Source organism: Lachnotalea sp. AF33-28, from assembly GCF_003477885.1.
Classification (GTDB): domain Bacteria; phylum Bacillota; class Clostridia; order Lachnospirales; family Lachnospiraceae; genus AF33-28.
On sequence record NZ_QUEE01000009.1, the window covers coordinates 98037 to 122431 of the forward strand.

The following is a 24395-nucleotide window of genomic DNA, read 5'->3' on the forward strand; positions in this document are numbered from 1 at the left end:
GAAAAGCGGAGACCGTTAACGGCCTCCGCAGTGACATCTCTTTATTTTCCTGCCAGCCACCTGTCAAGCTGAGCTTGTTTCTCTGCAACAATATCCTCTATCCCGGCATCACGCAGCGCCTTCTGAAATTCGGGGAGCGTTTCATCGATATCCACTACCCCATTGATAATCGGCAGATAGTACTGAGCGATCACATTGGCGCACGCCGCATACTGATCCGCAACTGGCGATATATCGCAGGTAAATCCCAGGGCCTTAGAGGGAACTCCGTTGGCATTATCCTGCTTCATCAGCTCGTAGGCATCCTGCCGCTGCTTAGACCAGGTAGGGCACAAAAAGCCGTTGGGATGAGAGTAATTATATCCGGCAAACCAGCCTGCTTCCTGATGGTTGTGAATCCCTTCCGGCCAGTCCAGCTGCCCGTTTTCGTCAACCACATATGTGACGCCTTCCACGCCGTTCATAAAAATATTTGCCGCTTCCGGATCTGTATACAGCACGTCAAGCACGCGCATGGCCGCTTCCGGTTCATCGCAGAACGAAGTGATGTGCCATAAATATGTGGTGACATTGCTGGTGGTCAAAAGCCTTGCCCCGATTTCCGTACCCACGATGGGGCCGTCATACGTGTTTTCCTTATTGGCCTCATAGATCGTATTCGTCAGATTGTAATCATAGCCGGTTATGCCGTATGTAATCTTATTCGTCAAGTTGCCCAGCGTCACCTGTGTGTTGCTCATCGGATCCGGGCAGATAAGATCATTTTCCTTCCACTTTTTCACATTTTCACAAAAATTCATGAAATAGTCCGATTCATAGAAATTCTCGATTTTGGTGCTGTTTTCCGGGTCGATAATGACTCCGCAGTAATTCGTATCTCCCAGATAGTCGATCGACTTTGGAATCCAGTAGGGAGACGTGGAGCCGGCAATAAAGTATTTGTCCGGATTCGCCTCTTTTAACTTGAGAAGGATATCCGTCAGCTCATCGACAGTATCGATCCTTTCAGGGAATTCCACATTCGCTGCTTTTGCAGTATCTTCCATGCATAAATACATGTTGCCGCATGTCCATGCCGTGTAGGAAGGAATTCCATAAAGCTTTCCGTCGACACGGGCGCAGTCGAGAATCTCAGGATAGGGCTCGTAGAGTTTCTGTATGCCGGGCCCGCTGGATTCCAGTACGTCGTCGATGGCCATGACCTGTCCGTTGGATACCAGTTCACCGATCGAGGTATACCAGAAGGAGGTCAGGATATCCAGTGCGTCATCTCCTCCTGTCAGCAGCAGGTTCAATTGTGTCTGCAGATCCGAGGCCTGAATATAAACCACCTCAACCTCGGCATGGGCCTTCTCCCGAAGAATCTTGTTCAGAGCTTCTTCCACAATCTCGTGATTATCCGGCGGGCCGCCGTAAAATGCCGTCTGATTGATTCGAAGCACCGGATAGTCTTCAGAATCCCCCGCATTTGTCTGCTCATTTACAGGCTCCTTGGTATCTCCTTCGACATCCCCCTTCTTACCGCACGCTGCAAGAGACATTGCCAGCACGCCCGCCAGCAATATGGCCAATAATCGTTTCATAATGCTATCCTCCTTTTTCTTCTGTCACCAACCGAAGGTTGATGACCTACGCACGCTTCAGCGTGCTTCCTTTTTTCTTCTGTCACCAACCGAAGGTTGATGACCTGCGCACGCATCAGCGTGCTTCCTTTTTTCTTGTCGTTACTGTCATTTTAGTCTTCCCGCCCCGGTATAACCACCACATTTCTGATTAAGAATATTGCTATTCTGACACGCTTTTTCCGTTTTTCCGATTCCTATTCATCTGTATCAGCACCAGACTTATGCCCGCGGCGGCGGCAGCGAGCCCAAATCCACAGAAGGCCGCGCCATAACCGAAGGGCTTTATAAAGAAAGATCCAATAACCGGCGCGATTGCATTCCCGACATTTTGTCCGATCATGACGGTGCTTGTGGCGACACCTGCCATCTCTTTACTCACCGACTTCACGCAGTGCGCCTGGATAGAGGGCAGACCCGATCCCTGCCCCAAAGCTCCGAAAAAGCTTGCGATCGTGATAAAAAGAAGCGTTTCGCTGATCCCTATAAAAAACATACACATCCCTGTACAGAGGAACGCGGGAATAAGGATATGGAAAATTCCCCTGTTATCCAAAATGCGCCCCGTAAACGGGCGGAATGCCACCGCAAAAACCGAATACAGGGTAAAGAAAACCGTTATGCCCGCTATCTTTCTGATATCCGCAATGATCGCAAGATATGTGCTTATCAATCCTCCCGCAGAGCTTAACAGCACCGCCATGAGCATAAATACCGTAAACTGAACCGCATACAGATCTTTCAGACACGTTTTTTTGCGTTTCACTTCCGAAACGGTGCTGCTTTGATACGGCATTAAGATGACGGATATCATACATACCACAGCAAAGCATCCCGCAACCGCAAAGGTCAGGCCAAAGCCCCCCTTTTCCTGAAGTTCCAATCCCAGAGAAGGGCCCAGCGCCTGAGCCACAATTGTCGTGAGTCCCACATACCCAAGGCCCTCTCCCATCCTTTGGTTAGGTATATAAGAAGAAGAGTATGCCACATTCGCCACAGTGCAGACCGAAAAGAAAACCCCTGTAATCAGCCGTATGAGAACGAGTGCCGGAAGTACCGTGCATACGCTGTGAAGCGCCAGGGAACATCCATATCCGAAATTCGCGAAAATCAGTATCCGTTTTCTGCTGCACCTGTCGCATAACGCCCCTGCAAACGGGCAGATGATCAGTGCCACCAGCGACATTAATCCTGCAACGGCGGATGCCACAGTCAAATCCGCACCTGTCTGTATCGCATATTTTGCCACAAGAGGGACTGTCATCATTCCTGCCATTCCGTTACAAAGCATACTAAATAAAACCATGATATATTCCGCACTCCAAAGCCTTCCTTTATCCGCCATGCCATCACTCCTCTTTTTTATGTCTAACGGCCTGTGAAATTCCGATTTTCTTCATCCTCTGCCGTTTTCAAAAAGTATATCATTATCCCCGTCCCTTCTTCTGTAGCATTTCCGATATAAAATATTATAAATCTGACCTAAACATCCGTTATTCTTGCGCCGGTATTTTATTGGTGTTAAACTGATATTGAATAATTATTAATCATTCTGCCGTGTACCTTCAGAGGAATAAAAACTATGGGCAAATTGTATTCGATCAAATATATACTGAAAAGATTCTTTATAATCATTACATTACTGCTGTTATTTATTTCACTGTTTTATACCGCCAATTTAATCGGTTCCTCCATTCGGTCCAAGATCACGGAAGACGTCCATTCACTGGAAAAATATGCACAGTCCCTCGCTCTGGATTTTTCCGCTCAGGCCAATTTTAACCGGACTATTATTTCTTCCGATCCTAATTTATCGCTGCTGTCTATATCCGATTACCCCGATTCCAAAAGATTGGTCTCTCTCTATCACCTAAGACAGATTATTAACTATCACGACCTACCCTACTGTATTACCATGCTCTATGATTCAGACACGGACGAAGCATACTATTCTTCCGGTATATTTTGGCCAGGCAGCCAGAAACCGCAGCAATTTTATTCATTTATGCACCAGCTGGGAATAAAGGTTTCTCAATTTTCCGATTATGAGTGCAATCATTGGTTTTACGATCATTTTTCCGATAATAATTATCTTATAATACAAAACAGAAAAAACCGTGCAAATCTATGCACGCTCTTCTGTATTGAAAACTATATAAAACAATACCCTGTACCCTCTGTATGCCCGGAAGCCGCCTTAGCCGTTTTTACCGATGACAGCATAGTGACCAGGCAGGATTACCTTCTGTCGCAGCAGATATCCTTAGCGGATTTAAAAGGCAGTGTGGGGAACATGCATGGGACTTATAAAAGCGGCCATTTCCTCTGCTCATCCTATCTTGAGGACTATGGGATCGGAATCAGCGTAATCATACCGTTCTCCACTTTTATGCCCCTTATATTGGAACAGTCTATACCTAATTTGATCATCCTTATAATCCTTACAGCGATATTTATCATACTCTATAAACTGGCATCCCGCTTTCTCCTGATACCTGTCACAGAGATTTCCAATATATCAAAGCTGATTGAAAAATCTCGCGGTATTTCCATTACAGAACCTAGCAGGATCATTGAAATCAGCGAGATACAGCAAGCCTTAACGGCGCTGATTAAAAATATTTCCGAGCTGGAAAACGACAGGCAGTCGGAAAAAGAAGAGAAACTGCACGCCCTGCTCCAGTACTATCAGCTGCAGACAAAATCTCACTTTTTCATCAACTGTTTAAAGAGCCTGTACGGGATGCTGGAAAACGGTCAGACAGATAAAATGAAACGCATGATCATCGCCTTTTCAAATCACCTGCGGTATGTGTTCCACGATAATCTCTCCCTGGTTCCCCTGGAGCTGGAGCTGCAGGAAGTAGAGGATTATTATCAAATCCTGTCCCTGGATTCTCATAAGATTTTTATCCTGAATTCAGACGTTGACAACAGCTTAAAGCGCTTCCTCGTGCCACCTTTAATTATTCAAAGTTTCCTTGAAAATTCATATAAGTACAGCGAGGGCAGAAATGGGGTCCTTCTCTTTAATATAAGGATCATAAAGATCATCGATGAAGAGACTGCGTATCTTCAGATTCATCTTTCAGATAACGGGACAGGATATCCTGAAGATATATTAGACGCCATTAACCAGCCGGTAAACGGCATCTTCGATCAGAGCAATGTGGGCATCAATAACCTAAAGAGGCGCATGTCCATTCTGTATGAGAATAACAGCTATATGATATTCTTTAATCTGCCTGTCGGAGGCGCCTGTTCCATCATTTCTGTTCCGCTGATTCCGGATAGGGGGAACGATTAAATGAATTTATTGTTAGTAGATGATCAGATAAGCGTATTAGATGGTCTGCTGCATGGAATCGATTATGATTCCCTAGGTTATTCCCACGTGTTTTCGGCCACAAATGCCTGTGACGCCATCGCTATATGTGAGAAAGAAGATATTCATGTCCTGGTTACCGATATCGAGATGCCCGGCAAATCGGGGCTGGAGCTAAACTCGTTCATACAGGAACATTTTCCGCATATCATTCGCATTGTCCTAACATCCCACGCCGTATTTTCGTATGCCCAGGAAAGCATTAAGCTGGGTTGTTTTGATTTCCTGGTACAGCCTGCTCCGTATGAGACAATCGCCCAGGCGCTGAAGCGCGCGTCAGATACCTGGCATTATAATTTCGATAACAGGCGGATCAAAGAATATGGCCACCTGTTCAAATCTCACGAGAATGAATTTCTGGCGATGGCCATTGAAAATCTCTACGTCGGGTCGCCGCAGGAGATTGAGAACAGTATTGACCTCTTAAACAAAGCGGGATATCCTTTTACAATGGACAGCCTGATTGAGCTTTTCTGGGTGGACGTGCTCCCCTATAGCAGGCAGTCAGCCGGTTATCCCTCACAACAGTTTATCCTTAAAACTTTAAGCGGGATTATGGCCTCCTGCCCTGTGTTTGACGATCTCATATACTTTACTGTCATGAGCCCGTTCCGCATGTTTTCTGTGTTTATTATAGCGGACAGCGAAGAACTGCTGCCCATCGATGAGAGTGTCTTAGATGGTTTATTATCTTCCCTGCAAAAACAGCTGGGGACGGACGATATCACCTTTTATTATTCCATCCCGGTGAAATACCGCAATATACTTACACAGATAGATTCTGCGAACAAATGCATCGGTAATAATATATCCGGCAGAACAGGCCTCATCAAAACTAATGGAACACATGAGGCCGCTGTAGTTTCGGCCAATCCTTCCGCCAATATTGATCACTGGAATGCCCTGCTTAGCGCCGGCCAGTTCTCCATGTTAAAAAAGGAGATAGACTTTTATCTTAGCAGATATGTCTTAAGCAGGCCGAACAGTTTTGAGATATTATGCAAGGTTCATCAGCAGCTTCTGCATCTTTTTTTCATGTATTTTTATGAGAAAAATATTGATATAAACTCTATTTTCACTCCGGAATTTACTTATCGGAATTGTATGGACAGCTTTTCTACCATTGACGATGTCAAAAAGACCGTTGATTTTTTCATTCACGCACTGAACAGCAATCACAAAATGCGTGAAAATGCGGAGGATTATGTGACGCTTGCCAAAAATTACATCATCGAGCGGTACAATACGGATCTGTCCGTGAAAGATGTAGCAGAATTTGTCCACTTAAATCCCGAGTATTTTACCCGGCTGTTCAAAAAAGAGACCGGCAAGAATATCAAAGATTTTATTACCGACTGCCGTATCTCGATGGCAAAAGACCTTCTGGCGAATTCCTCCCTGCCCATCAGTATGATTGCCTCGGAAGTGGGATATAACAATTTTTCATATTTTGCTTATCTCTTTAGAAAAATAGAAAATATGACTCCCGGCAAATACAGGCAGAAAAACGGGAAGCAGATCCCCGCAGAGCATTAGGCGCATCACATTACAGCAGAGGCGCTTCCTGCAGCGCCAACACTTCCAGAAGCCCCCGCAGGCTTTCTCTGTGAAGCTTCTCCCTGTAATAAACCGCATAGCTTTCATTGGACAGCTGAAACCCTTCTAGGCGTATTTCCTTAAGGCGGCCGAGGGCCAGATCTTCCTGAATCAGTATTCTGGGAATCACCGCGATGCCGATGCCGGCCCTGGCGGCCTGCACCAGGGCCTGGGAATTCACGCTCTCCCATACGGGATCGGCCGCCAGGCCGCTAAGCAGCAGGGCGCTGTCAAATACATCCCGCACGGCGCTGCCCTTTTCCCGTAAAAGCAGCCGGCTGTGAATCAGCTCCTCAAGCGATTCCGGCTGGTTCTCCAGCTCTGGCAGGCAGGCCAGGCAGATCGGATAGGAGGCAAGCAGCTGCTTTTCCAGCTGTTCGTTTTTGACCGCCCCCTCTATCAGCCCGATATCCACCCTGTTTTCAAGCAGCATGGTTTCGACACCCCGGGCATTGTCCACCGCAACGGTCAGGGGCGTCTTCGGATACCGCCTGGCAAAGGCGGCACACGCACCGGGCAGCATATAGTTTGCAACCGTTATGCTGGAGCCTACGCGCACCGGCGCGGTCTCCTCAAGGAGCGCCGCTCCCTGTTCCAAATCCTCATAGAGTTCCATCAGCTGTTTTGTTTTTTCTAAAAACAGCCGGCCGGTCTCATTCAGATACAGTTTTCTCGCTATTCTGTCAAACAGCCGGACTCCCAGCTGCTCTTCCAGCTCCTTTATAGCGACCGTCACGGCAGGCTGTGTCATAAACAGGCGCTTTGCCGTTCTGGTCAGATTCTCATCCTCACAAACCGCTAAAAATATCTTCAGATGCCTGATTGTCATCTCCAACCTCTTCTATCTGCCGGCCGCGGATGCGGTTTCGGCTTCTTTATATCATAACTAAATAGTTATTAATATAATAATATTATATAATTTTATTTATCTTCTGTCCACCTGTATAATGTACTGGTAGTCCGTAAAAAATCAGGAGGTATTTATATGAACCGGCTTCTCTCCCTTTTTCAGATCAATTTTTCCATCAGCGCCTTCACCTTCGGCGGAGGTTATGTGGTCATACCGATGATGGAGAAACAGTACGTGGAAAAACATAAATGGATCACCCATGAGGAACTGCTTGATATGGCGGCCGTCGCCCAGTCCTCTCCCGGTGCCATCGCGGTCAATCTGGCGGTGCTGGCCGGTTATCGGATCGCAGGCGCCCCAGGAGCTGCCGTCAGCTGTATCGCTTCCCTGCTGCCGCCGCTCATACTGCTCTCCGTGATCTCCCTGTGCTACCGGCAGTTTCAGGAAAACAGGGTCATACTGGCGCTGCTTAAGGGGATGGAAGCCGGCGTGGCTGCCATGATCGCCGACCTGCTGCTTGACATGGCGGCCAGCGTCCGAAAAGAAAAGAATGCGCTCCTGACCCTCATGATGCCCGGAGCCTTTCTGGCCTGCTTCCTGTTTCAAATCGACGCGGTGCTGGTCATACTGGCCTGCGCCGGGATCTGTCTGGCATACGGTTTTCTGACGCCCCATCTTAAGAAAGCGTAATAAGCGGAGGATAAACATGTTTACAGATATACTTTCTCTTTTAATGAGCTTCTTACAGGTGGGGCTGTTCAGTATCGGCGGCGGATATGCCACACTTCCGTTTATCCAAAAACAGGTGGTGGATCTCAAAGGCTGGCTCACGACGGGCGAGCTCACCGACATGATCACCATATCCCAGATGACGCCGGGGCCTCTGGCCGTCAATATATCCACCTTTGTGGGCGTGCGCATCGCCGGGATCGGCGGCGCCGTAGCCGCCACCGCAGGATGTACAATCAGCGGCATCGCGATCTCTCTGGGACTCTACCGGTTCTTTTTGAAAAAAGATCATCTGGACTGGACAGCATTTCTGCTGAAGGGCCTGAAATCGGCTTCCGTGGGGCTGATCGCCTTTTCAGCCGTCTCCATCTTTCAAAATGCGTTCGGCGCATATGGGAATCTGCCGTTAAACCTGCCCGCGCTGCTGGTGTTCGGCGCCTCCTTTTTTCTGCTCCGAAAATATAAGATGAACCCGATTACGCTGCTCGTCCTCACCGGCGTTGTCGGACTCTTTGTCTATTATTAAGCAGTCACTGTTCATGGCTGCCGATAAAGCAGCACATGTCTGGACAGAGTATGGTCCCCATTGGGATCCCTTGAAGCCCGCCGGTTCTTTCGCTGCGTAGTTTGCAGCGTTAGAACCGCTGCGCGCTTCACGGAGCGAGAGCGCGTCCCAATGAGGACCATACTCTGCCCAGACATGTGCGGGAAGGTTACGGCAACTGTGAATAGTAACAGAGCAGCCCATATTGTGAATTGAATAACTTCCGCCGATAGTGTATAATAAAGCAATATTACACTAACTTTAAGCCTGCCGTACCTGACATGGCAGGCACACTCAGGCTTCTGGCGGAAAGGAGGATGTCATATGAACCGGCTGCGCAATCTGCTGTCTTTCTGTTTGCTTATTTTCGGCATCTGGGCGCTTTCTGCCTGCCAGAACTCTCCCTCTTCACCGCCGGATCCTCCGGCGCCAACCGCACAGATACCGTCTCTGCCCTCCGCGGCTGAAGCTTCCATCGGAAGGTCTCCTTCCCATGAAAGCACATCCGCATCTTCCTCTGCCGGAAGCCGGCCCAATACGCCAAAGGTCTTAAAACCCGCGGCGGACGGAACAGTCACCTATGGGAACGATGCGGTATCCATAGATGCTTCCCATCTCTCGGAAGGTTATGTGATGGTAAACTATACCGGCAGCAATCCCAAGGTAAAAATGCTGATTACGGATCCCTCCGATGTGGTCTACAACTACTGCCTTAAGACAGGCGGCAGCGGATATGAAGTGTTCCCCTTTACCGGCGGCAACGGGCGCTACAGCCTGGGAATCTACGAAAATATCCAAGATACAAGATATTCCACGGCCTTTACCTGTCAGCTGGATGTCACGCTGGATGATGAATTCACCCCCTTTCTTTATCCCAACCAGTACGTAGATTTTACAGAGGACAGCAAGACGGTCGAAAAGGCTGAGGAGCTGGCCGAAACAGCCGATGATGATCTAGATGTCGTGACCGATGTCTATCACTTTGTGACGGATACGATTTCATACGATGAGAAAAAGGCGGGCAGCACTTCCTCCGAATATCTTCCGGTGGTGGATGAGACCCTGGAAAGTAAAAAGGGGATCTGTTTTGACTACGCGGCGCTCATGACCGCCATGCTGCGCTCTCAGGGGATTCCGACCAAGCTGGAGATCGGCTACGCCGGCAAGGTTTATCACGCCTGGATCAGCACCTACATAAGCGAAGTCGGCTGGGTCGACAACATCATACAGTTCGACGGCAGATCTTGGTCCATGATGGACCCCACCTTCGCGGCGAACAGCAAGGGAAATAAAAAGATTCTGGAGTATATCGGGGACGGAAGCAATTACACCGTCAAATTTTCTTATTGAAATGAGGGATCAGAATGGAACTTACAAACAATGAAATCACTTATTTCTGCGGTCAGATGGCCATGATACTGAAAGCCGGCATTTCTTCCATGGAAGGTGTTTCCATGCTGGCGGAGGATGCCGATTCGGAAGAAGGGCGCGCCATCCTAAAGGGCATATGCTCAGTTCTGGAGGAGGGCGGCAGCCTGCATCTGGCATTGGAGCGGGCGCAGGTCTTTCCCAAATATCTACTGGACATGACCGAAATCGGTGAACAGTCCGGGCGCTTAGATGAGGTCATGGAAGCGCTGGCCGCCTACTATGAGCGGGAAGAGGCAATTTCCAAAAGCATCAAAAATGCCATAACCTATCCGCTGATCATGATCGGCATGATGGTGGCGGTCATTCTGGTTCTGATCATCAAGGTTATGCCGATCTTTGAACAGGTATACATACAGTTAGGCAGCAAGATGAGCGGATTCGGCGGGAGCATGCTGGCTCTGGGCGGCGTCTTAAGCCGTTATTCCATCGCGTTTCTTCTGCTGCTGGCCCTCCTTACAGGCTGCACGCTCTATTTTACCAAAAGCAAAAAAGGTCGGGCCAGCCTGAAAGCTTTCGCATCCCGCTTTGTCCTCACCAGGTCACTCTATGACAAAATCGCCGCATCCCGCTTCGCAGGCGGCATGGCCCTGTGTTTGAGCAGCGGCCTGGATATGGATGAGAGCCTGGATATGGTCTCCCGGCTGGTGGACAATGACAGGCTCCATGCAAAGATCACCGGCTGTCAGGAAAAAATCGCCTCCGGCATGGGATTTTCGGAAGCCATGGGACAGTCCGGGCTCTTCACCGGGGTCTATGCCGGTATGGTCTCTGTCGGCGTCAAAACCGGCGCCACCGATGAAGTGATGAAGAAGATCGCGCTGCAATATGAAGAGGCCGCAGATCAATCCATACAGAAATCTCTGTCCGTCATTGAGCCCACGCTGGTGGCCGTCCTATCCGTCATTGTAGGGCTGATCCTGCTGTCCGTCATGCTCCCCCTCATGGGAATTATGTCCGCCATAGGATAATATGGCACAACGCGTATTAACCGAGAAAGGCCTTGGTGATCATGAACCGATTTCATAAAGAAAGAAAAAAACATTCTCTGGCCGGCAGACTCTTCGTGCCGCTCCTGTCCTTCGCGGCGGTGATGCTTTTTCTGTGGGTCGGGATCAGGGACGCATCGGATGCCGCATCCGCAGAGCAGGAAAAGAGCTTAAAAAACGCGATACAGAGAAGCGTCGTACACTGTTACGCTGTAGAGGGCAGTTACCCGCCCAGCCTGGAATATCTGAAGGACCATTACGGGCTAACCTATGACGGCGACAGATATCTGGTGGATTACCGGATCTTCGGCTCCAACATGATGCCGGACATCACCGTGATCCCTTTACAGTAACAAACATCAGGCGGCGCGGCTGTCTGAAGGCGAGGAGGCACTGTTATGAAATTTCAAAAGCAGGGCAGGCATGTGGTGGATTTTCTCTTCACCCTGTCCCTATTCGGCGTATTTACTATCTGTGCGCTGATTGTCGCGGCTATCGGCGTGCAGGTCTATCAGAACACAGTGTCAAATATGGAAAATAATTATACGGTCCGCACGTCTCTGACCTATGTGGCGGAAAAAATACGGCAGCATGACGAGGCCGGCGGCGTGCGGATCGGGCAGATCGGCGGCGCAGAAGCGCTTCTGTTAAATGAGGAATATGACGGCGTCGCCTATACCACCTATATCTATGCGTGGGAGCAGGAACTGCATGAGCTGTTCATCCGGGAGGACCGGGAGGCGAAGCCGGAAGACGGCCAGAGCGTGATGCCGGTGACGGATTTTTCCGTAACCGAACCGGTTTCCGGGACCTTTCTGCTGTCTTGTAAAGGCCAGTCCGGAGAACGGATGCAGATGTATGTATCACTGCACAGCGAGGAACCCGATCATGGAAAAAAATAAATCCAATCTGTTTTTAATGGAACTTATGATTTGCATTCTGTTTTTTGCACTGGCTTCAGCAGTCTGTATACAGATGTTCGCCAAAGCCGGCCGGTTAAGCCAGTCTTCCGTGGATGAAAGCCATGCGGTGGGCTGCGCCCAGAGCGCGGCGTCCGCATTTTTCTCCGGAATGGGGGAGTCGGAAGCCATAGCCGGCTTCTATCCGTATGCGGATATATCCGCTGACGGCCTCACCCAGTATTATGGAGCAGACTGGCAGGAATGCAGCGTGAAAGAATACGAAGCCGGAAACGCGGCTTATCGGCTGGAGCTTACCGTCAGCAGGGAAGATTCCATGGTATACGGCCGTATCCGGATCGGAAGCTGCGGCTCCGACAGCGCGCCGATCTACGAGCTGACAGTCCGGGTTCACAGCCCTAACCGCCTTGAAACATCGGCTCCGGTGAGCATCCGCTCACGCGGCGCTAAGACCGGAAAGCTGATTTCCCGTATCATTCCGGAAGGGAGGGCCGTCCTTTGAAAACAAGAAACCGCCCCGCCCTGAATGTGGGGATTTCCTCTATCATTGTTATTTTTGCAATCCTATGCCTGGTTATCTTTGCCGCGCTTTCTTTAACCAGTGCCAGCGCGGATTACCGGCTGACAGAAAAGCTCAAAGAGCATACGGATGAGTACTACAGCGCCTGCAGCGCGGCGGAGGATCTGCTGGATGAGATCGACCGCCGTCTGGCTGATGCCCATGCAAAAACCGCCGACGGCGGCGAAGATGTGCAAACCGCTTACTTCGGGCGGGTTATCTCCTCGCTGTCCGAACTGTCCGGTTTATCCGGGCTGGAAATAACGGAAGCTTATGATACAGTTACCGTTCATTTCAGCACGCCTATCTCTGCAGAGCAAAGCCTTGAGGTCGCCCTGACCGTCCTTTGCCCGCAGGAACCCGGTGACAGATTTTACCGCGTGGATTCCTGGAAGGCGGCGGCCACCGGTGAATGGCAGCCGGATGACACCCTGAATCTGTTTGACGGAAACTTTCAGTGAGCACTGATGTGTGCGCAGGTCATCAACCTCCGGTTGGTGACAGAAGGAGAAGTATTTATGGATATTGTAGCATTGCTTACTGATGCAGCCGCCCACGGCGCATCGGATGTTTTTATCATCGCCGGCCGGCCGCTTTCCTATAAGCAGGACGGCAAGCTCCTCATGGAAAACGGAGACAGGCTCATGACCGATGATACGGAGCTTTTGATCCGCGGCATATATAAGATGGCCGGACGGGATATTACACATTTTCTTTCCACAGGCGATGATGACTTTTCTTTCGCCGTCAAGGGTCTGTCCCGATTCCGCGTCAGCACCTACAGGCAGCGCGGTTCCATGGCCGCCGTCGTCCGCGTCATTACATTCAGCCTGCCGGACCCCGTTGACCTGGGCATTCCGGAGAACATCATCCACCTGGCAGATCATACGAAGGGCCTGGTGCTCGTTACCGGGCCGGCGGGCAGCGGTAAATCCACGACTTTAGCCTGCATGATCGATTACATCAATACAAATATGGAAAAGCATATCATCACGCTGGAGGATCCTCTGGAATACCTGCATTCCCATAAGAAAAGCATCGTGAGCCAGCGTGAAATCTCCACGGATACGGAGAGCTATGTAAATGCGCTGCGGGCCTCCCTGCGCCAGACGCCGGATGTCATCCTGCTTGGTGAGATGCGCGATTATGAAACCATGAGCATCGCCATGACCGCCGCAGAAACCGGCCATCTGGTGATCTCCACGCTGCACACCCTGGGCGCCGCCAACACCATCGACCGCATCATAGACGTTTTCCCGTCCAATCAGCAGAGGCAGGTGGCGGTACAGCTCTCCATGGTGCTGCAGGCCGTGGTGTCACAGCAGCTGCTGCCGGGAACAGGCGGAAAACAGCTGCCGGCCTTTGAGGTCATGACCGTAACTCCCGCAATCCGCAACATGATCCGCGAAAACAAGATCCATCAGATCGACGGTGTGATCTACTCCTCGTCCAACGCCAACATGAAATCCATGGACAGCAGTCTGCTGGAGCTGTATAATGCCGGGCAGATCACGGGGCGGACAGCGCTTACCTATGCCACCAACCCCGATCTGCTGGAAAAGAAAATCGGAGCACAGAGGTAATAGCATAAACTGTCATGCTTTCATCTTGGGGTTAAATATCAGTGACCCGATATATCCAAAGATAAGCGCCGCGGCGATGCCGGCCGATGTAGCGGTCAGTCCTCCTGTGAAGATGCCGAGAAATCCTTTCTCCGCGATGGCTTCCTTTACACCCTTAAACAGAGAATTGCCAAATCCCAGCAGGGGGACGCTGGCACCGGCACCGGCCCATTCGATAAACGGCTCGTAGATGCCCAGCGCTCCCAGTATCGCGCCGGATACCACGAGACCTACCATAATGCGTCCCGGCATCAGTTTTGTCTTATCCATAAAGATCTGGACCACCGCGCAGATCGCGCCTCCGATCAGAAATGCCTTCAGATAATCCATGTCAGTTCACCCCCTCTATCATTACGGCATGGGCTATGCCCGGTATGCTCTGCCCTTCGTTAAAGCTGACGCTGGAGAGCAGCGCGCCGGTGGGCATAAAAAGCACGCGTTTCCATTCTCCGGAAGCGATCTTGGGCAGTATATATGCGCACAGTGTCACCGCCGAGCAGCCGCACCCGCTGCCGCCCGCATGTGTATCCTGCTTTTCCTTGTCAAAAATCTCAATGCCGCAGTCCATATGCTGCTCCGATATATTGATATCTTTGCTGCGCAGCAGATCGATCAGAGCGGTCTGTCCCACATATCCCAGGTCACCGGTTATGATCCGGTCATAGTGTCCCGGCGCGATGCCGAAATCTTTCAGATTCTGTTCGATGGTATCCGCTGCCGCCGGCGCCATGGCAGCTCCCATATTCATGGAATCCTTCACACCCATATCCACCATACGGCCGGTGGTCACACCGGTAATCTGTATATTGCTTCCCTTCTTCCCCAAGATCACGGCTCCGGAACCGGTCACCGTCCAGGTTGCGGAAAACGGCCTCTGATTGCCGTATTCCAAAGGAAAACGGAACTGTTTCTCTGCGCTGGCAAAATGGCTGGAGGTCAGGGCCATAACATAGTCCGCATTGTCTGCGTCCAGCATGACCGATCCCAGCATCAGCGCCTCTCCCATGGTGGAGCAGGCTCCGTAGAGGCCGAACATGGGCAGGTCCAGATCCACTGTCCCGAAGCTGGTGGCGATCAGCTGCCCAAGCAGATCTCCCGCAAACAGGTAACGGATCTGCGTGCGCACAAGGCCGGCATGCTCTATCGCCAGGTCCGCCGCTTTTTTCTGCATGGCGCTCTCCGCCTGTTCCCAGTTATCCTTTCCCATCATGGGATCCTTCTCCACTATATCAAAAAGCTGGCCTAAAGGGCCGTCGCCTTCCTTCTCTCCCACCACGGATGCCGTGCCCACGATTCTGGGTGGATTCTCAAATTTTATACTCGCTTTTCCTGCTTTCATCTCGCTGTCATCCCTTTATCTGCATCTTTTCCAATACCTGCTACCAGCTGTTCCATCTCCGCTTTCGACTGAACGGATCTCGCCTGGCCGATCACCCGGTTTTTCTCTGCCTCGCTCATCGCTGCAAAGCGGTCCATGGCTTTTTCATCCATTGCCAGGCTGAAGCTGAATCCAAGAGGCATTTCTTCCTTGTTATCCATAGCGTCTCCTTTCATTGTGCTGTAACAATTGCTAGTACATCGTATACCAAATAACTATACTTTTTACTGAGCATATTTTTTCGAGAGTGCGGATCAAAAAACGCAGGCGTAGCGGGCTACGTTGAGGCTTTTTGATCCGTGCTATCGGAAAAATAGGCCAGTAATAAAGTGTAGTTATTTGGTATACGAGGTACTAGAGATAGTGTGTGTCAAAACTTTGAAAACATGCAGGGAAAGGATTATGCATTTAAAAAAGTTTTATGACCGTTGAAAACTTAAAGCAGGAAAAAATGGGCATCCGGCCCGATTTTGCAACAAAAATACATATATATGCACTATTATATATAGAAAAGCGAGTTTTATATATATTATACTGTTATATACTACATAACTGAAGGAGGTTCTCTATGTTAAAGACAACACCGCCCATGGGGTGGAATTCCTGGAATACTTTCGGACCGGATATACATGAACAGCTGATCTTTGAAACGGCAGACGCCATGACGGCAAACGGTCTTCCGGAAATGGGATACGAATATCTGGTCATTGACGACTGCTGGTCCCTCAAGGAACGGGACAAACAGGGGCGCCTGGTCCCCGACCCCGAGAAATTTCCGCACGGCATGAAGGCCACAGCGGATTATGTGCATTCGAAAGGTCTTAAATTCGGCATGTATTCCTGTGCCGGCAACCTAACCTGTGCGGGATATCCGGGCAGTTTTGAACACGAATTTACGGACGCTGAGACCTTTGCCGGGTGGGGAGTGGACTTTCTGAAGTATGATTACTGCTATCACAGCCCCATTATCCCAGGAAAGTACCTCTACCGCCGGATGGGTCTGGCTCTGGAAAACTGCGGCAGGGATATCCTTTTCTCCGCCTGTTCCTGGGGTGCGGACGAAACCCACGAATGGATCAAGGAAACATCTGCATCCATGTGGAGGTCTACCGGAGATATCTTCGATACCTGGGAGTCCGTAAAAAAGCTGATTCATCAGCAGGAGAAGCTGCATCCCTATAACGGTGCCGGCTGCTTCAATGATATGGATATGCTGATTGTAGGTATGTACGGAAAAGGGAATGTGGGATTAACAGGATGCAATGATACCCAGTATAAAACGCATTTTTCTTTTTGGGCTCTGATGGGTTCCCCTCTGATGATCGGCTGCGACGTCCGCAGTATGAACGATCGGACCCGGGAAATTCTCTGCAACCGGGAGCTGATCCGGATCAACCAGGACCCAGGATGCAGGCAGCCGGTAAAGATAATCGGGAACTCACGCGGTGAGGATATAGTCATCTACTCACGCCAGCTTGCCGGCGGCGATCTGGCCATCGGGCTGTTCAACTTAAGTGACAGCAAAGCTGCCGCCCGGTTTAATCTGGATGAATTAGGGCTGCCCTACAGCACCGGCAGAACGCTTGAACTTAAAGAGGTGTGGACCGGCGAAACCAGCCGGGCGGTCAACTCCACGGTCATTGCAGAACTGGAGCCCTACTCTTGCGCGGTATACCGTGCGAAAGTAGTTGCGTCGTGAGCACCTGTATGAACTGCGGCAGAGAACTGTCCTACAACGATATAGGGGCACACAAAAAATTTATAAACCGCGCCAGCAAAGAGTTTCTCTGCCGCAGCTGTCTGGCCAGGGAACTGGACGTTCCACCAAAACTCATTGACGCGAAAATCGAACAGTTTAAACAGCAGGGATGCACGCTTTTCATATGAACGTTAAAGGCAGCCGGAGAAAGATGCACAGAATCTTCTCCGGCTGCCTATTATCTTCTTTCAGAACTGGCTATCTTCAAACCGGTACCCCAGCTCCGCCTCAAGTCTTAACAGGAAATACAGGCCCCAATCCTGGTCATTGGCATACGGATCGTAGAAATCAGCCCGGATGCCGTTGACAGAATGAGGAAACAGGCAGGCGCAGGATGCGCTGCCGTCCGGAAACAGCAGCGGAAGCACTCCCTTAACGGAATCCATTGCTTTCTTTTTGTATTCTCCGCTTCCGGTAATCATGGAGTAGAGAGCATATACATTGCCGGTCAGACCGCTCCAGTAATGCGGGAAAGTATCCCCATAGAGCTTGCGTTTGCCGAACCAGTAGCCGTCCCAGTGACGGATAGCGGTTTCGTACAGGTGAAAATCTGGCGCGAGCCCGTTGAACAGCTCCAGCACTTTTAACTGACTTTCTCCGGCCTTCCGATAAACCTCATCTCCGGTCAGGATATGTACCTGCAGCAGGATATTGGCCGCAGGGGCCACGATACTCTGCTCATAATTGACCTCTGAGGGGGGATAGGCGGTGCCGATCTCCGTTATATAATCCGCGTGTTTTTTAAACATTTCGGTCAGCTTAAGAAGCTCTTCCTCCATTCCGGCAGCTCTAAGCGCTCTGCTGACCGCAAGCACCGGAAGTTCGATTGCATAGAAGGTATGTCCGCCCTTGCTGTAATATTTCATAAGAATCCTGTATGCATAAAGCAGGTGCTCACGCTTTCCGTCCAGCTGATACAACTCTGTAAACAGGGTCGCATACCAGGGCATATTGTAAAGCCGTTCATAGCTTCCGTCCCGGCCGACATCGTTATACACTTCTCCGCTCCCGGCATCCACCAGTTCCCGCAGTACAAACTCCGTATAGAAGTCCAGACTGGCGCGCAGCTGTGCATCCTCATGCCTCTGCAGATAACGGGCCATCAGCAGTCCCATTCCCACGCGCTCTCTGCCGCCGTTATAATCATTGGTATCGCTGTAGTAAACATGTTTTTCTTCATTGTCATAGGCCAGAAAGGAACCTCTTAGCATAGGGCTGTCCCCGTTATACTGCTGCTTTCCGGCTATGAAACGGCAGCGTTTCCCGGCCAGTTTTTGTAGATTCTCCTGCACCAGCAGGCGGCAGTATGTCTTCACCTGATCCGCCTCTATATTCAATATCTGCTCTCCACAGGCATCCGCATGATAATCATAAATAAATCCGGCCTCTGTTTTGGCCGCAGGCATCCCGTTTACCAGGACAGCGGACGTATCGAAGGAAGGCCTGACCGTGATCCGGACTGTTTCTTCGGGAAAGCACACGTATCTGTCGGCAGATACCAGCACCATCCCTGGAAACGCCGCAAGCTTCCGGTAAAAATCCTCTTTCCCTTCATGGGGAAAAATTGTCCACGCAAGCTTCATGCTCTCACCCGGCTGAAGCTCTGCCGGCGACGGATGCAGGATAAACAGGCCCCGGTCATTGCTCATCTTCGCAAAGTCCCGCTTTATGCTGTAACCGCCCAGACTGCCTTCCGTCAGCACCATGCCCAGATGGGGCGCCTCCCCTCCCATCCTAAGCGCCATGATATAGCTTATATCTCCACCGCAGAAGATATGGGTATGGCACCGTTCTTTTATACAAATTTCGCTTCCTTCATAACGATCATTCAATGGCATATAAATCCCTATACTGTCCAGGGATGTAAAAACCGGACGGCATCCTGTATTTGTAAATATGACCGATGTCTTCAGAATATCGCCGTCCCTTTGGCTGTGCACCTCACAGGCCAGCTCTTTCGGGCACTCTGTCTTCGCATACTCACAGTCCTCCCGCAGCCAGTTCATATCATACTTATCCTTCGTAAAAATAATACGCTCCATGTTTTCCACCTCTTTCATAAATGATAGCTCTCATTTATTATAGCAGACAAACCGGATTTACCCTATTGTTTATTTTTAATATTCTTATGTTTTTTACTGTTTTAGTGTTACTGTTTACAGTTACCGAAAAATTCCCGCGTATGAGAGGGCAGGGTATGGTCCTCATTGGGACACGCTCTCGCTCCGTGAAGCGCGCAGCGGTACTAATGCTGTAAAATACACAGCAATAAGTACCGGCGGGCTTCAAGGGATCCCTATGAGGACCATACCCTGCCCTCTCATACGCTGCTTTATCGGCAGCGTGTGAAAAGTAGCCGGGACGTTCCCGGCCATCATAAAGAGTAACATTTTAATTTGCCAGAACACAGCATAAATGATACAATGATAAAAGTCCAAACCATAACGGCAAATGAAAAGAAGAAGCACACTGATGTGTGCGCAGGTCATCAACCTTCAGTTGGTGACAGGGAAAGGAGACAAAAATGGACAGCAGTGAAACACAAAGTTTTAAACGGGTGGGATTATCCTTTATCCTGATGATACTGGGCGCCGCCATCGCGCTGCCGCTGGTGCTCGGTTTTATCTGTGCGGCAGCCATGGGACAGCTGACCGGACCGATGATTCTGGGAGCTGCGCTCATGTTTGGAATCATCATCTGGATTATCATGCTGATGATGGTCGCATGGGGCAGTTTTACAAGTATGTTTATCAGGAGGACTGCCAAAAAGCTCGATCAGCTCCCCTATCAGTTCAGAAGCTCTTTTACAAGCCGGGGCGGTATCCTGTACATAGACACCGAAAACGGCATGATCGCATTTATATCAGCCTATAATCCGTTTGTCATACAGGTGTTTGACGCGTCGCGCCTCGACCGTATAGAAACTATCGCTTCTTCCATGACGGGAATCCGTTTCCGCTTTTATGTGGACGGCAAGAAGATCAGCATGCCCACCCTGCTCACAAACCGCGTGGTGAGCACAAAAACAGGCATCGGGGCGGAAGCCGTTTCCAAGGCCGACGCCTATGTGGAGCGGCTGAAAGCGGCGAAAACGAGAGCGGAGGAGCGGAAAAGAGGGAATTAAAATGGCATTCATCAATTATCTTCCGGAAATCATTTTTCTAATCTGCGCCGCTGCAGCCGTAATCGCGGTCGTACGCGCTCTGCCTTCGATTTTTGGAATCCTTAAGGGCAAGGAACAGTGCCCAAAATGCAGGGCGGCAACTGTCAGGGAGGATGTGCCTGCCCGCCTGTTCCTCCTCCCTGTCTCTTTTGGCGATACCTACGAGAACGCCGAAGACTATCTTCTCTCCCACATGGTTCCCATCCAGTCTAAAGAAGCGATCCCTACCGGGCGGCGGGCATGCAGGATGGAATTGTACCGCTGTCCGAAATGCGATGCCCGATGGGTGAAAATCACTGATTTTCTTCAGGTAAGGGATACCGAGGATATCAAAGGTTTTTACACATTTCCTTATGAACACTTCAGCGGATTATAATAAATATCGAAAGGGAAAGTATGAACAGCGGGGATAAAACATGAAAAGCAAAATAAAAATCCACGAGGTAATTCTGGTTATTGCGGCACTGGCAATTGCCATATATGTTGGAAAAAATATAGGAATAGAGTATGTTCTGCGCGGTAATGAAGAACCGGTGAGCATTGCCGATGCGAAAGAGGATCACCTGGGAGAGTACCTGGGCATGCCTGCAGGAGAGGATATCCCGCGCATTAACACCCTAAGCGAATGGGAGGATATCCGGACCTCCACTGAGTACATAACAATTGAGCCTGCAGAAGCGATCCCCACCGGCATTGGAAGCCGCAGCGCCTGGGTGCCCGCCTATAAACGCGCCACCAGAAGCAGCCGGGGAGGCCAGCGCAGCGAAATCATGAAAAAGGTCTGGGATATCTTCGGCGAATATACGGAGTATTACATCCTTCAGCTGTCGGACGGGCAGCACATACTGGCGCAGATCCCCATGGAGGAAGCGAGACGCATACAGTCCGGCCAGGATGTAACTCTGCCGCTCGGAAATAAGACCAGTATAAACAGCAGTGCCCTCCCTTATCTGAAAGAGATCTGCGAAAAATATGACGTATCCCTGGACGGTCAGTTTTACTGCATCAACAATAAATGGAATGAGTCCCATACCCTGACAGTGCTGATTCTGCGTTTCGCGGCGGGCGGCCTGGTTCTGATTGTTTCAGGGGCGCTCTTCTTAACCGCGGCGGATAAACTGCTGGGTACCAAAAAGAAGGTTAAATAACAGGAGCATGAATGTAAGCAGAATCATAAAATGCTCTGCATATTATCCGATCACTCCCAGCATCTGCAACAACCAGTACCCCAGCCCTAATACCCACGATGCTAATACCCCGTACAGAATGACTGGTCCGGCGATTGTAAATATTTTACATCCAATTCCGAATACCTGTCCCTCTTTTTTATATTCAATGGCCGGCGCCACTACGGAGTTAGCAAAACCGGTGATCGGCACCAGCGCTCCCGCCCCTCCAAATTTCACGATGCGGGGGAATATATTCAAACCGGTCAGGAGGATGGATAGGCCGATCAGAACAATCAGAGTCCACGCAGAGGCCTCCGTCTTTTCCATATTCATACCGCTTGAAAACCACTGATTTAACGCCTGCCCAATGGTGCAGATAATGCCACCGGTCAGAAAAGCTTTGAGCACGTTAAGAAACGTGTTATGGGTGGGCGTTATCTGTTTTATATACTCGTTATACTGTTTTTCATCCATTTGTTTTCCTCATCTCTTTCTTGCATTTCATTCTTGTCACCGGTCAGAATCCGGTATTCCAATTTGCTGTTTGCAGCGGTCTGTCAGCCGGCCATCCCGTACCAGAAATATAAAAGCGAACCGACACATTTTCCAAGTCCGATGCTCAAAATAATATACTGCAGCCCCACAGCCAGCTTAATGCGCCGGCTGATCGTCGGTACAGTATCCAGCGTTTCCGCCAGAGACATGATCAGGCATCCCACAAAAATACCGGAAAACAGGCCGAATACCACTCCCATTACGGCTCCGCCGAAGATTGGAAAATGGTAGAAAAAGGTCAGATTGCCCGCGGTAGCGCCCAGCACAATGATATCCTCATACAGCCTGACATGTTTGGCTGTTTTGGTTCTGGCTGCCAGCCTCGGCACCAGACCGATGATGGTGATGAAGGCAAACACACCGGCCGATATGATGCCTCCTGCTGCCAGCCCCACCGCGGCTAAAATCAGCTGCTTAATGAACATCAATTCCGGACTCCTTTCTTCCCGCGTCCTTGATCAGGGCTTTATCCACCTCTTCCTCATAAATGCGCATCTGCACTTCCATCGGAGTCGGATCGGTGGAAAATGCTTTTTTGGAGAAATGGTTGAAGAACAGGATGATTCCCAGAGGCAGACCTATGGAATAGGCGGCCTCGATGACCGTAAAGCCGTCGGATTCCACGCCCATAATCAACATATAAAACTCCGTAAAGAGCTTGGATACATCACCGTCATTGTTAAAAGTCATAATCGCGAAGGCAGAACCGATAAAGGTGATCAGACACACAAATACGGTCTTGCTCCAGTCAATGGCCTTGGAATGCTTCTTCGGTTTCTGATAGTCCACAATAAAATCCGTTTCTCCCATGTTGGTGACTGTGATCTTCGGATCGAGTCCCTGAATAACCTTCACCACGTCCATGATGGAAAATACATAACGGTTAAATTTCTCCGCATGAACGGTCATAAGCTTTAAGGATTTCACCTGGTTTTCCACCGCCTTGTCATCCGACCGGATTTCTCCCAGCTGTCCCAGGGTGACATCCCGTTCATGAACCTCAATATTCTGTTCCATTTTAATATATACCGTCGCGCTGCTCATAGGTCTCTGATATCCTCCATCAGGCGCACCAGAGTGCCTCTCGTTCCGATATCGCCCTTATCCAGATAGGTAAAATAGAACCACACACTGAAGAGAATGGCGGCAATCAACACAAAAATCAGTACCCAGCGTATTTTAGTACGGCTCATTTTATCACTTCCTTTTCTTCGCAAGATTTCTTTTGCCATTATTATTTCATCATTTACGAAGATTTATCCGCCTTTTTTTCTTTCATAAAAAGCTTGCGGGATTCTCTGTCTGCAGCGGGCCGCTTTAGCAATACAGACTAAGCGGGCCGGGACGGCTGCATATTCCGTCCCGGCCCACGGCCGCATTTCTTAGTTATTTAAAAGCTGTCCCTCATGGATTTCAGTATTTTTTTCTCCAGCCGTGAAACCTGCACCTGGGATATGCCCAGCTCTTTGGCGATTTCGGTCTGTGTCTTATCCAAAAAGTACCGCATCGTGATGATCCGCTTTTCCTGCGGCTCCAGAGCGCTGATCAGTTCCTGAAGCACGAGGCGGTTTAAGAGCTTTTCGTTGTCGTTTTCCGTTTCCTCAATCTTATCAATCAGGCTGATTGTGTTCCCATCGCCGTGATAGATTGTCTTATAGATGGATTCCACCTCAGCGCCGGACTCCAGCGCTACGGCCAGTTCTTCCACACAGATGCCCAGCTCTTCCGCCAGCTCATCTATGGTGGGCTCGCGGCCCAGCCTGTTATTCATCATTTCCTTAGCGGTCTTCGCTTTATATGCGATTTCCTTCAGCGACCGGCTGACCTTGATCATGCCGTCGTCACGCAGAAACCGTTTTATCTCACCTGTAATCATCGGTACCGCGTAAGTGGAAAACTTCACATCGTAAGAAAGGTCAAATTTATCTATGGCCTTTAACAAACCGATGCTCCCTATCTGGAACAGGTCTTCCATCTCATGGCCTCTGCCGGCAAACCTTCGGACGATGCTCCAGATCAGTCCCATATTGTCCGCCACCAGCTTGTCCCGCGCCGCTTTATCCCCATCGTGTGCTGCCTGGATTAACTTTGCTACTGCATCCATACACATCCGATTCCTCCTCTACA

28 protein-coding genes are annotated in these 24395 nt (G+C 49.9%); 16 read left to right on the forward strand and 12 right to left on the reverse strand.

Going from position 1 to position 24395, the window contains the following annotated elements; translation table 11 throughout:
• Nucleotides 1-41: 41 nt before the first annotated feature.
• Nucleotides 42-1583 carry an ABC transporter substrate-binding protein gene (locus DWZ56_RS13715; RefSeq protein ID WP_118557204.1) on the reverse strand — a complete coding sequence of 514 codons (1542 nt, stop codon included), beginning with the start codon at nt 1581-1583 and terminating at the stop codon, nt 42-44.
• 202 nt (nt 1584-1785) lie between these two features.
• Nucleotides 1786-2967, reverse strand: coding sequence for an MFS transporter (locus DWZ56_RS13720; RefSeq protein WP_118557205.1), 1182 nt, complete (start codon nt 2965-2967; stop codon nt 1786-1788).
• 237 nt (nt 2968-3204) lie between these two features.
• On the opposite strand from DWZ56_RS13720, the gene DWZ56_RS13725 reads away from it, so the two are divergent.
• Both DWZ56_RS13725 and DWZ56_RS13730 read left to right on the forward strand, forming a co-directional pair.
• Entirely contained in the window at nt 3205-4929 is a 1725-nt protein-coding gene (locus DWZ56_RS13725; RefSeq protein ID WP_118557206.1) for a sensor histidine kinase, read from the forward strand.
• Complete coding sequence (locus DWZ56_RS13730; RefSeq protein ID WP_118557207.1) at nt 4930-6543, forward strand: response regulator transcription factor; 1614 nt, start codon at nt 4930-4932, stop codon at nt 6541-6543.
• A gap of 10 nt (nt 6544-6553) precedes the next feature.
• Here DWZ56_RS13730 and DWZ56_RS13735 read toward each other — a convergent pair whose 3' ends face one another.
• Nucleotides 6554-7432: a LysR substrate-binding domain-containing protein gene (locus DWZ56_RS13735; protein ID WP_118557208.1), complete on the reverse strand. Its 879-nt coding sequence runs from the start codon at nt 7430-7432 to the stop codon at nt 6554-6556.
• 156 nt (nt 7433-7588) lie between these two features.
• Between DWZ56_RS13735 and DWZ56_RS13740 the strand changes: the two genes are divergently transcribed.
• The 9 genes from DWZ56_RS13740 to DWZ56_RS13780 all read left to right on the forward strand — a co-directional run bounded on the left by DWZ56_RS13740 (nt 7589) and on the right by DWZ56_RS13780 (nt 14205).
• Nucleotides 7589-8143 carry a chromate transporter gene (locus DWZ56_RS13740; RefSeq protein WP_118557209.1) on the forward strand — a complete coding sequence of 185 codons (555 nt, stop codon included), beginning with the start codon at nt 7589-7591 and terminating at the stop codon, nt 8141-8143.
• 16 nt (nt 8144-8159) lie between these two features.
• A complete protein-coding gene (locus tag DWZ56_RS13745; protein WP_118557210.1) occupies nt 8160-8708 on the forward strand; it encodes a chromate transporter in 549 nt (182 codons plus the stop codon).
• Between the two features lie 342 nt (nt 8709-9050).
• Nucleotides 9051-10076 carry a transglutaminase-like domain-containing protein gene (locus DWZ56_RS13750; protein ID WP_118557211.1) on the forward strand — a complete coding sequence of 342 codons (1026 nt, stop codon included), beginning with the start codon at nt 9051-9053 and terminating at the stop codon, nt 10074-10076.
• A gap of 14 nt (nt 10077-10090) precedes the next feature.
• Nucleotides 10091-11125, forward strand: a complete 1035-nt coding sequence (locus DWZ56_RS13755; RefSeq protein ID WP_118557212.1) for a type II secretion system F family protein — start codon at nt 10091-10093, stop codon at nt 11123-11125.
• A 41-nt stretch (nt 11126-11166) separates the two neighbouring features.
• On the forward strand, nt 11167-11496 hold the full coding sequence (locus DWZ56_RS13760; protein WP_118557316.1) for a hypothetical protein: 330 nt from the start codon (nt 11167-11169) through the stop codon (nt 11494-11496).
• A gap of 45 nt (nt 11497-11541) precedes the next feature.
• On the forward strand, nt 11542-12045 hold the full coding sequence (locus tag DWZ56_RS13765; RefSeq protein WP_118557213.1) for a DUF4860 domain-containing protein: 504 nt from the start codon (nt 11542-11544) through the stop codon (nt 12043-12045).
• Nucleotides 12032-12565, forward strand: a complete 534-nt coding sequence (locus tag DWZ56_RS13770) for a hypothetical protein (protein ID WP_118557214.1) — start codon at nt 12032-12034, stop codon at nt 12563-12565. Before DWZ56_RS13765 ends, DWZ56_RS13770 begins: the two co-directional genes overlap by 14 nt.
• Nucleotides 12562-13083: a hypothetical protein gene (locus DWZ56_RS13775; protein ID WP_118557215.1), complete on the forward strand. Its 522-nt coding sequence runs from the start codon at nt 12562-12564 to the stop codon at nt 13081-13083. Before DWZ56_RS13770 ends, DWZ56_RS13775 begins: the two co-directional genes overlap by 4 nt.
• Before the next feature lie 57 nt (nt 13084-13140).
• The gene (locus tag DWZ56_RS13780) at nt 13141-14205 is read left to right on the forward strand and encodes a type IV pilus twitching motility protein PilT (RefSeq protein ID WP_118557216.1); all 1065 of its coding nucleotides are present in this window, start codon (nt 13141-13143) and stop codon (nt 14203-14205) included.
• 12 nt (nt 14206-14217) lie between these two features.
• Here the strand turns inward: DWZ56_RS13780 and spoVAE are convergent, their stop codons facing one another.
• From spoVAE to DWZ56_RS13795, 3 genes are read right to left on the reverse strand one after another with little or no spacing between them, the layout of a single operon-like run.
• A complete protein-coding gene (gene spoVAE / locus DWZ56_RS13785) occupies nt 14218-14574 on the reverse strand; it encodes a stage V sporulation protein AE (RefSeq protein ID WP_118557217.1) in 357 nt (118 codons plus the stop codon).
• Nucleotide 14575: 1 nt separating this feature from the next.
• On the reverse strand, nt 14576-15583 hold the full coding sequence (gene spoVAD, locus DWZ56_RS13790) for a stage V sporulation protein AD (RefSeq protein ID WP_118557218.1): 1008 nt from the start codon (nt 15581-15583) through the stop codon (nt 14576-14578).
• Nucleotides 15580-15783 (reverse strand): hypothetical protein, encoded by a 204-nt coding sequence (locus tag DWZ56_RS13795; RefSeq protein WP_118557219.1) that lies wholly within the window; start codon nt 15781-15783, stop codon nt 15580-15582. The genes spoVAD and DWZ56_RS13795 overlap by 4 nt, the downstream gene beginning before the upstream one ends.
• A 407-nt stretch (nt 15784-16190) precedes the next feature.
• Between DWZ56_RS13795 and DWZ56_RS13800 the strand changes: the two genes are divergently transcribed.
• Together DWZ56_RS13800 and DWZ56_RS13805 are read left to right on the forward strand one after the other, a co-directional pair.
• Nucleotides 16191-17321 carry a glycoside hydrolase family 27 protein gene (locus DWZ56_RS13800; RefSeq protein ID WP_118557220.1) on the forward strand — a complete coding sequence of 377 codons (1131 nt, stop codon included), beginning with the start codon at nt 16191-16193 and terminating at the stop codon, nt 17319-17321.
• An 8-nt stretch (nt 17322-17329) separates the two neighbouring features.
• Nucleotides 17330-17509, forward strand: coding sequence for a hypothetical protein (locus DWZ56_RS13805; protein WP_118557221.1), 180 nt, complete (start codon nt 17330-17332; stop codon nt 17507-17509).
• A gap of 60 nt (nt 17510-17569) precedes the next feature.
• On the opposite strand, the gene DWZ56_RS13810 is transcribed toward DWZ56_RS13805, so the two are convergent.
• Nucleotides 17570-19423 carry a six-hairpin glycosidase gene (locus DWZ56_RS13810; RefSeq protein WP_147369426.1) on the reverse strand — a complete coding sequence of 618 codons (1854 nt, stop codon included), beginning with the start codon at nt 19421-19423 and terminating at the stop codon, nt 17570-17572.
• Between the two features lie 482 nt (nt 19424-19905).
• Here DWZ56_RS13810 and DWZ56_RS13815 point away from each other — a divergent pair, with 482 nt between their 5' ends.
• Genes DWZ56_RS13815 through DWZ56_RS13825 form a run of 3 tightly spaced genes read left to right on the forward strand, consistent with a single transcriptional unit; the run spans nt 19906 to nt 21692 of the window.
• The gene (locus tag DWZ56_RS13815; protein ID WP_118557223.1) at nt 19906-20505 is read left to right on the forward strand and encodes a hypothetical protein; all 600 of its coding nucleotides are present in this window, start codon (nt 19906-19908) and stop codon (nt 20503-20505) included.
• A 1-nt stretch (nt 20506) separates the two neighbouring features.
• Nucleotides 20507-20920 carry a hypothetical protein gene (locus DWZ56_RS13820; RefSeq protein WP_118557224.1) on the forward strand — a complete coding sequence of 138 codons (414 nt, stop codon included), beginning with the start codon at nt 20507-20509 and terminating at the stop codon, nt 20918-20920.
• A 40-nt stretch (nt 20921-20960) separates the two neighbouring features.
• A complete protein-coding gene (locus tag DWZ56_RS13825; protein WP_118557225.1) occupies nt 20961-21692 on the forward strand; it encodes a hypothetical protein in 732 nt (243 codons plus the stop codon).
• 42 nt (nt 21693-21734) lie between these two features.
• On the opposite strand, the gene DWZ56_RS13830 is transcribed toward DWZ56_RS13825, so the two are convergent.
• From DWZ56_RS13830 to sigF, 5 genes are all read right to left on the reverse strand, one after another.
• A complete protein-coding gene (locus DWZ56_RS13830) occupies nt 21735-22187 on the reverse strand; it encodes a SpoVA/SpoVAEb family sporulation membrane protein (protein WP_118557226.1) in 453 nt (150 codons plus the stop codon).
• An 83-nt stretch (nt 22188-22270) separates the two neighbouring features.
• Entirely contained in the window at nt 22271-22696 is a 426-nt protein-coding gene (locus tag DWZ56_RS13835) for a stage V sporulation protein AB (protein WP_243095265.1), read from the reverse strand.
• A complete protein-coding gene (locus DWZ56_RS13840) occupies nt 22683-23312 on the reverse strand; it encodes a stage V sporulation protein AA (RefSeq protein WP_118557228.1) in 630 nt (209 codons plus the stop codon). The genes DWZ56_RS13835 and DWZ56_RS13840 overlap by 14 nt, the downstream gene beginning before the upstream one ends.
• Complete coding sequence (locus tag DWZ56_RS22765) at nt 23309-23461, reverse strand: hypothetical protein (protein ID WP_158584586.1); 153 nt, start codon at nt 23459-23461, stop codon at nt 23309-23311. The genes DWZ56_RS13840 and DWZ56_RS22765 overlap by 4 nt, the downstream gene beginning before the upstream one ends.
• 197 nt (nt 23462-23658) lie before the next feature.
• Nucleotides 23659-24372 carry an RNA polymerase sporulation sigma factor SigF gene (gene sigF, locus DWZ56_RS13845; RefSeq protein WP_118557317.1) on the reverse strand — a complete coding sequence of 238 codons (714 nt, stop codon included), beginning with the start codon at nt 24370-24372 and terminating at the stop codon, nt 23659-23661.
• Nucleotides 24373-24395 lie beyond the last annotated feature (23 nt).

Excerpts from the sequence above, each read along its gene's own strand:
- DWZ56_RS13715 (WP_118557204.1), bottom strand. The coding sequence starts at position 1,583 with ATGAAACGATTATTGGCCATATTGCTGGCGGGCGTGCTGGCAATGTCT.
- DWZ56_RS13720 (WP_118557205.1), bottom strand. The coding sequence starts at position 2,967 with ATGGCGGATAAAGGAAGGCTTTGGAGTGCGGAATATATCATGGTTTTA.
- DWZ56_RS13725 (WP_118557206.1), top strand. The coding sequence starts at position 3,205 with ATGGGCAAATTGTATTCGATCAAATATATACTGAAAAGATTCTTTATA.
- DWZ56_RS13730 (WP_118557207.1), top strand. The coding sequence starts at position 4,930 with ATGAATTTATTGTTAGTAGATGATCAGATAAGCGTATTAGATGGTCTG.
- DWZ56_RS13735 (WP_118557208.1), bottom strand. The coding sequence starts at position 7,432 with ATGACAATCAGGCATCTGAAGATATTTTTAGCGGTTTGTGAGGATGAG.
- DWZ56_RS13740 (WP_118557209.1), top strand. The coding sequence starts at position 7,589 with ATGAACCGGCTTCTCTCCCTTTTTCAGATCAATTTTTCCATCAGCGCC.
- DWZ56_RS13745 (WP_118557210.1), top strand. The coding sequence starts at position 8,160 with ATGTTTACAGATATACTTTCTCTTTTAATGAGCTTCTTACAGGTGGGG.
- DWZ56_RS13750 (WP_118557211.1), top strand. The coding sequence starts at position 9,051 with ATGAACCGGCTGCGCAATCTGCTGTCTTTCTGTTTGCTTATTTTCGGC.
- DWZ56_RS13755 (WP_118557212.1), top strand. The coding sequence starts at position 10,091 with ATGGAACTTACAAACAATGAAATCACTTATTTCTGCGGTCAGATGGCC.
- DWZ56_RS13760 (WP_118557316.1), top strand. The coding sequence starts at position 11,167 with ATGAACCGATTTCATAAAGAAAGAAAAAAACATTCTCTGGCCGGCAGA.
- DWZ56_RS13765 (WP_118557213.1), top strand. The coding sequence starts at position 11,542 with ATGAAATTTCAAAAGCAGGGCAGGCATGTGGTGGATTTTCTCTTCACC.
- DWZ56_RS13770 (WP_118557214.1), top strand. The coding sequence starts at position 12,032 with ATGGAAAAAAATAAATCCAATCTGTTTTTAATGGAACTTATGATTTGC.
- DWZ56_RS13780 (WP_118557216.1), top strand. The coding sequence starts at position 13,141 with ATGGATATTGTAGCATTGCTTACTGATGCAGCCGCCCACGGCGCATCG.
- spoVAE (WP_118557217.1), bottom strand. The coding sequence starts at position 14,574 with ATGGATTATCTGAAGGCATTTCTGATCGGAGGCGCGATCTGCGCGGTG.
- spoVAD (WP_118557218.1), bottom strand. The coding sequence starts at position 15,583 with ATGAAAGCAGGAAAAGCGAGTATAAAATTTGAGAATCCACCCAGAATC.
- DWZ56_RS13795 (WP_118557219.1), bottom strand. The coding sequence starts at position 15,783 with ATGGATAACAAGGAAGAAATGCCTCTTGGATTCAGCTTCAGCCTGGCA.
- DWZ56_RS13800 (WP_118557220.1), top strand. The coding sequence starts at position 16,191 with ATGTTAAAGACAACACCGCCCATGGGGTGGAATTCCTGGAATACTTTC.
- DWZ56_RS13805 (WP_118557221.1), top strand. The coding sequence starts at position 17,330 with ATGAACTGCGGCAGAGAACTGTCCTACAACGATATAGGGGCACACAAA.
- DWZ56_RS13810 (WP_147369426.1), bottom strand. The coding sequence starts at position 19,423 with ATGGAGCGTATTATTTTTACGAAGGATAAGTATGATATGAACTGGCTG.
- DWZ56_RS13815 (WP_118557223.1), top strand. The coding sequence starts at position 19,906 with ATGGACAGCAGTGAAACACAAAGTTTTAAACGGGTGGGATTATCCTTT.
- DWZ56_RS13820 (WP_118557224.1), top strand. The coding sequence starts at position 20,507 with ATGGCATTCATCAATTATCTTCCGGAAATCATTTTTCTAATCTGCGCC.
- DWZ56_RS13825 (WP_118557225.1), top strand. The coding sequence starts at position 20,961 with ATGAAAAGCAAAATAAAAATCCACGAGGTAATTCTGGTTATTGCGGCA.
- DWZ56_RS13830 (WP_118557226.1), bottom strand. The coding sequence starts at position 22,187 with ATGGATGAAAAACAGTATAACGAGTATATAAAACAGATAACGCCCACC.
- DWZ56_RS13840 (WP_118557228.1), bottom strand. The coding sequence starts at position 23,312 with ATGAGCAGCGCGACGGTATATATTAAAATGGAACAGAATATTGAGGTT.
- DWZ56_RS22765 (WP_158584586.1), bottom strand. The coding sequence starts at position 23,461 with ATGAGCCGTACTAAAATACGCTGGGTACTGATTTTTGTGTTGATTGCC.
- sigF (WP_118557317.1), bottom strand. The coding sequence starts at position 24,372 with ATGGATGCAGTAGCAAAGTTAATCCAGGCAGCACACGATGGGGATAAA.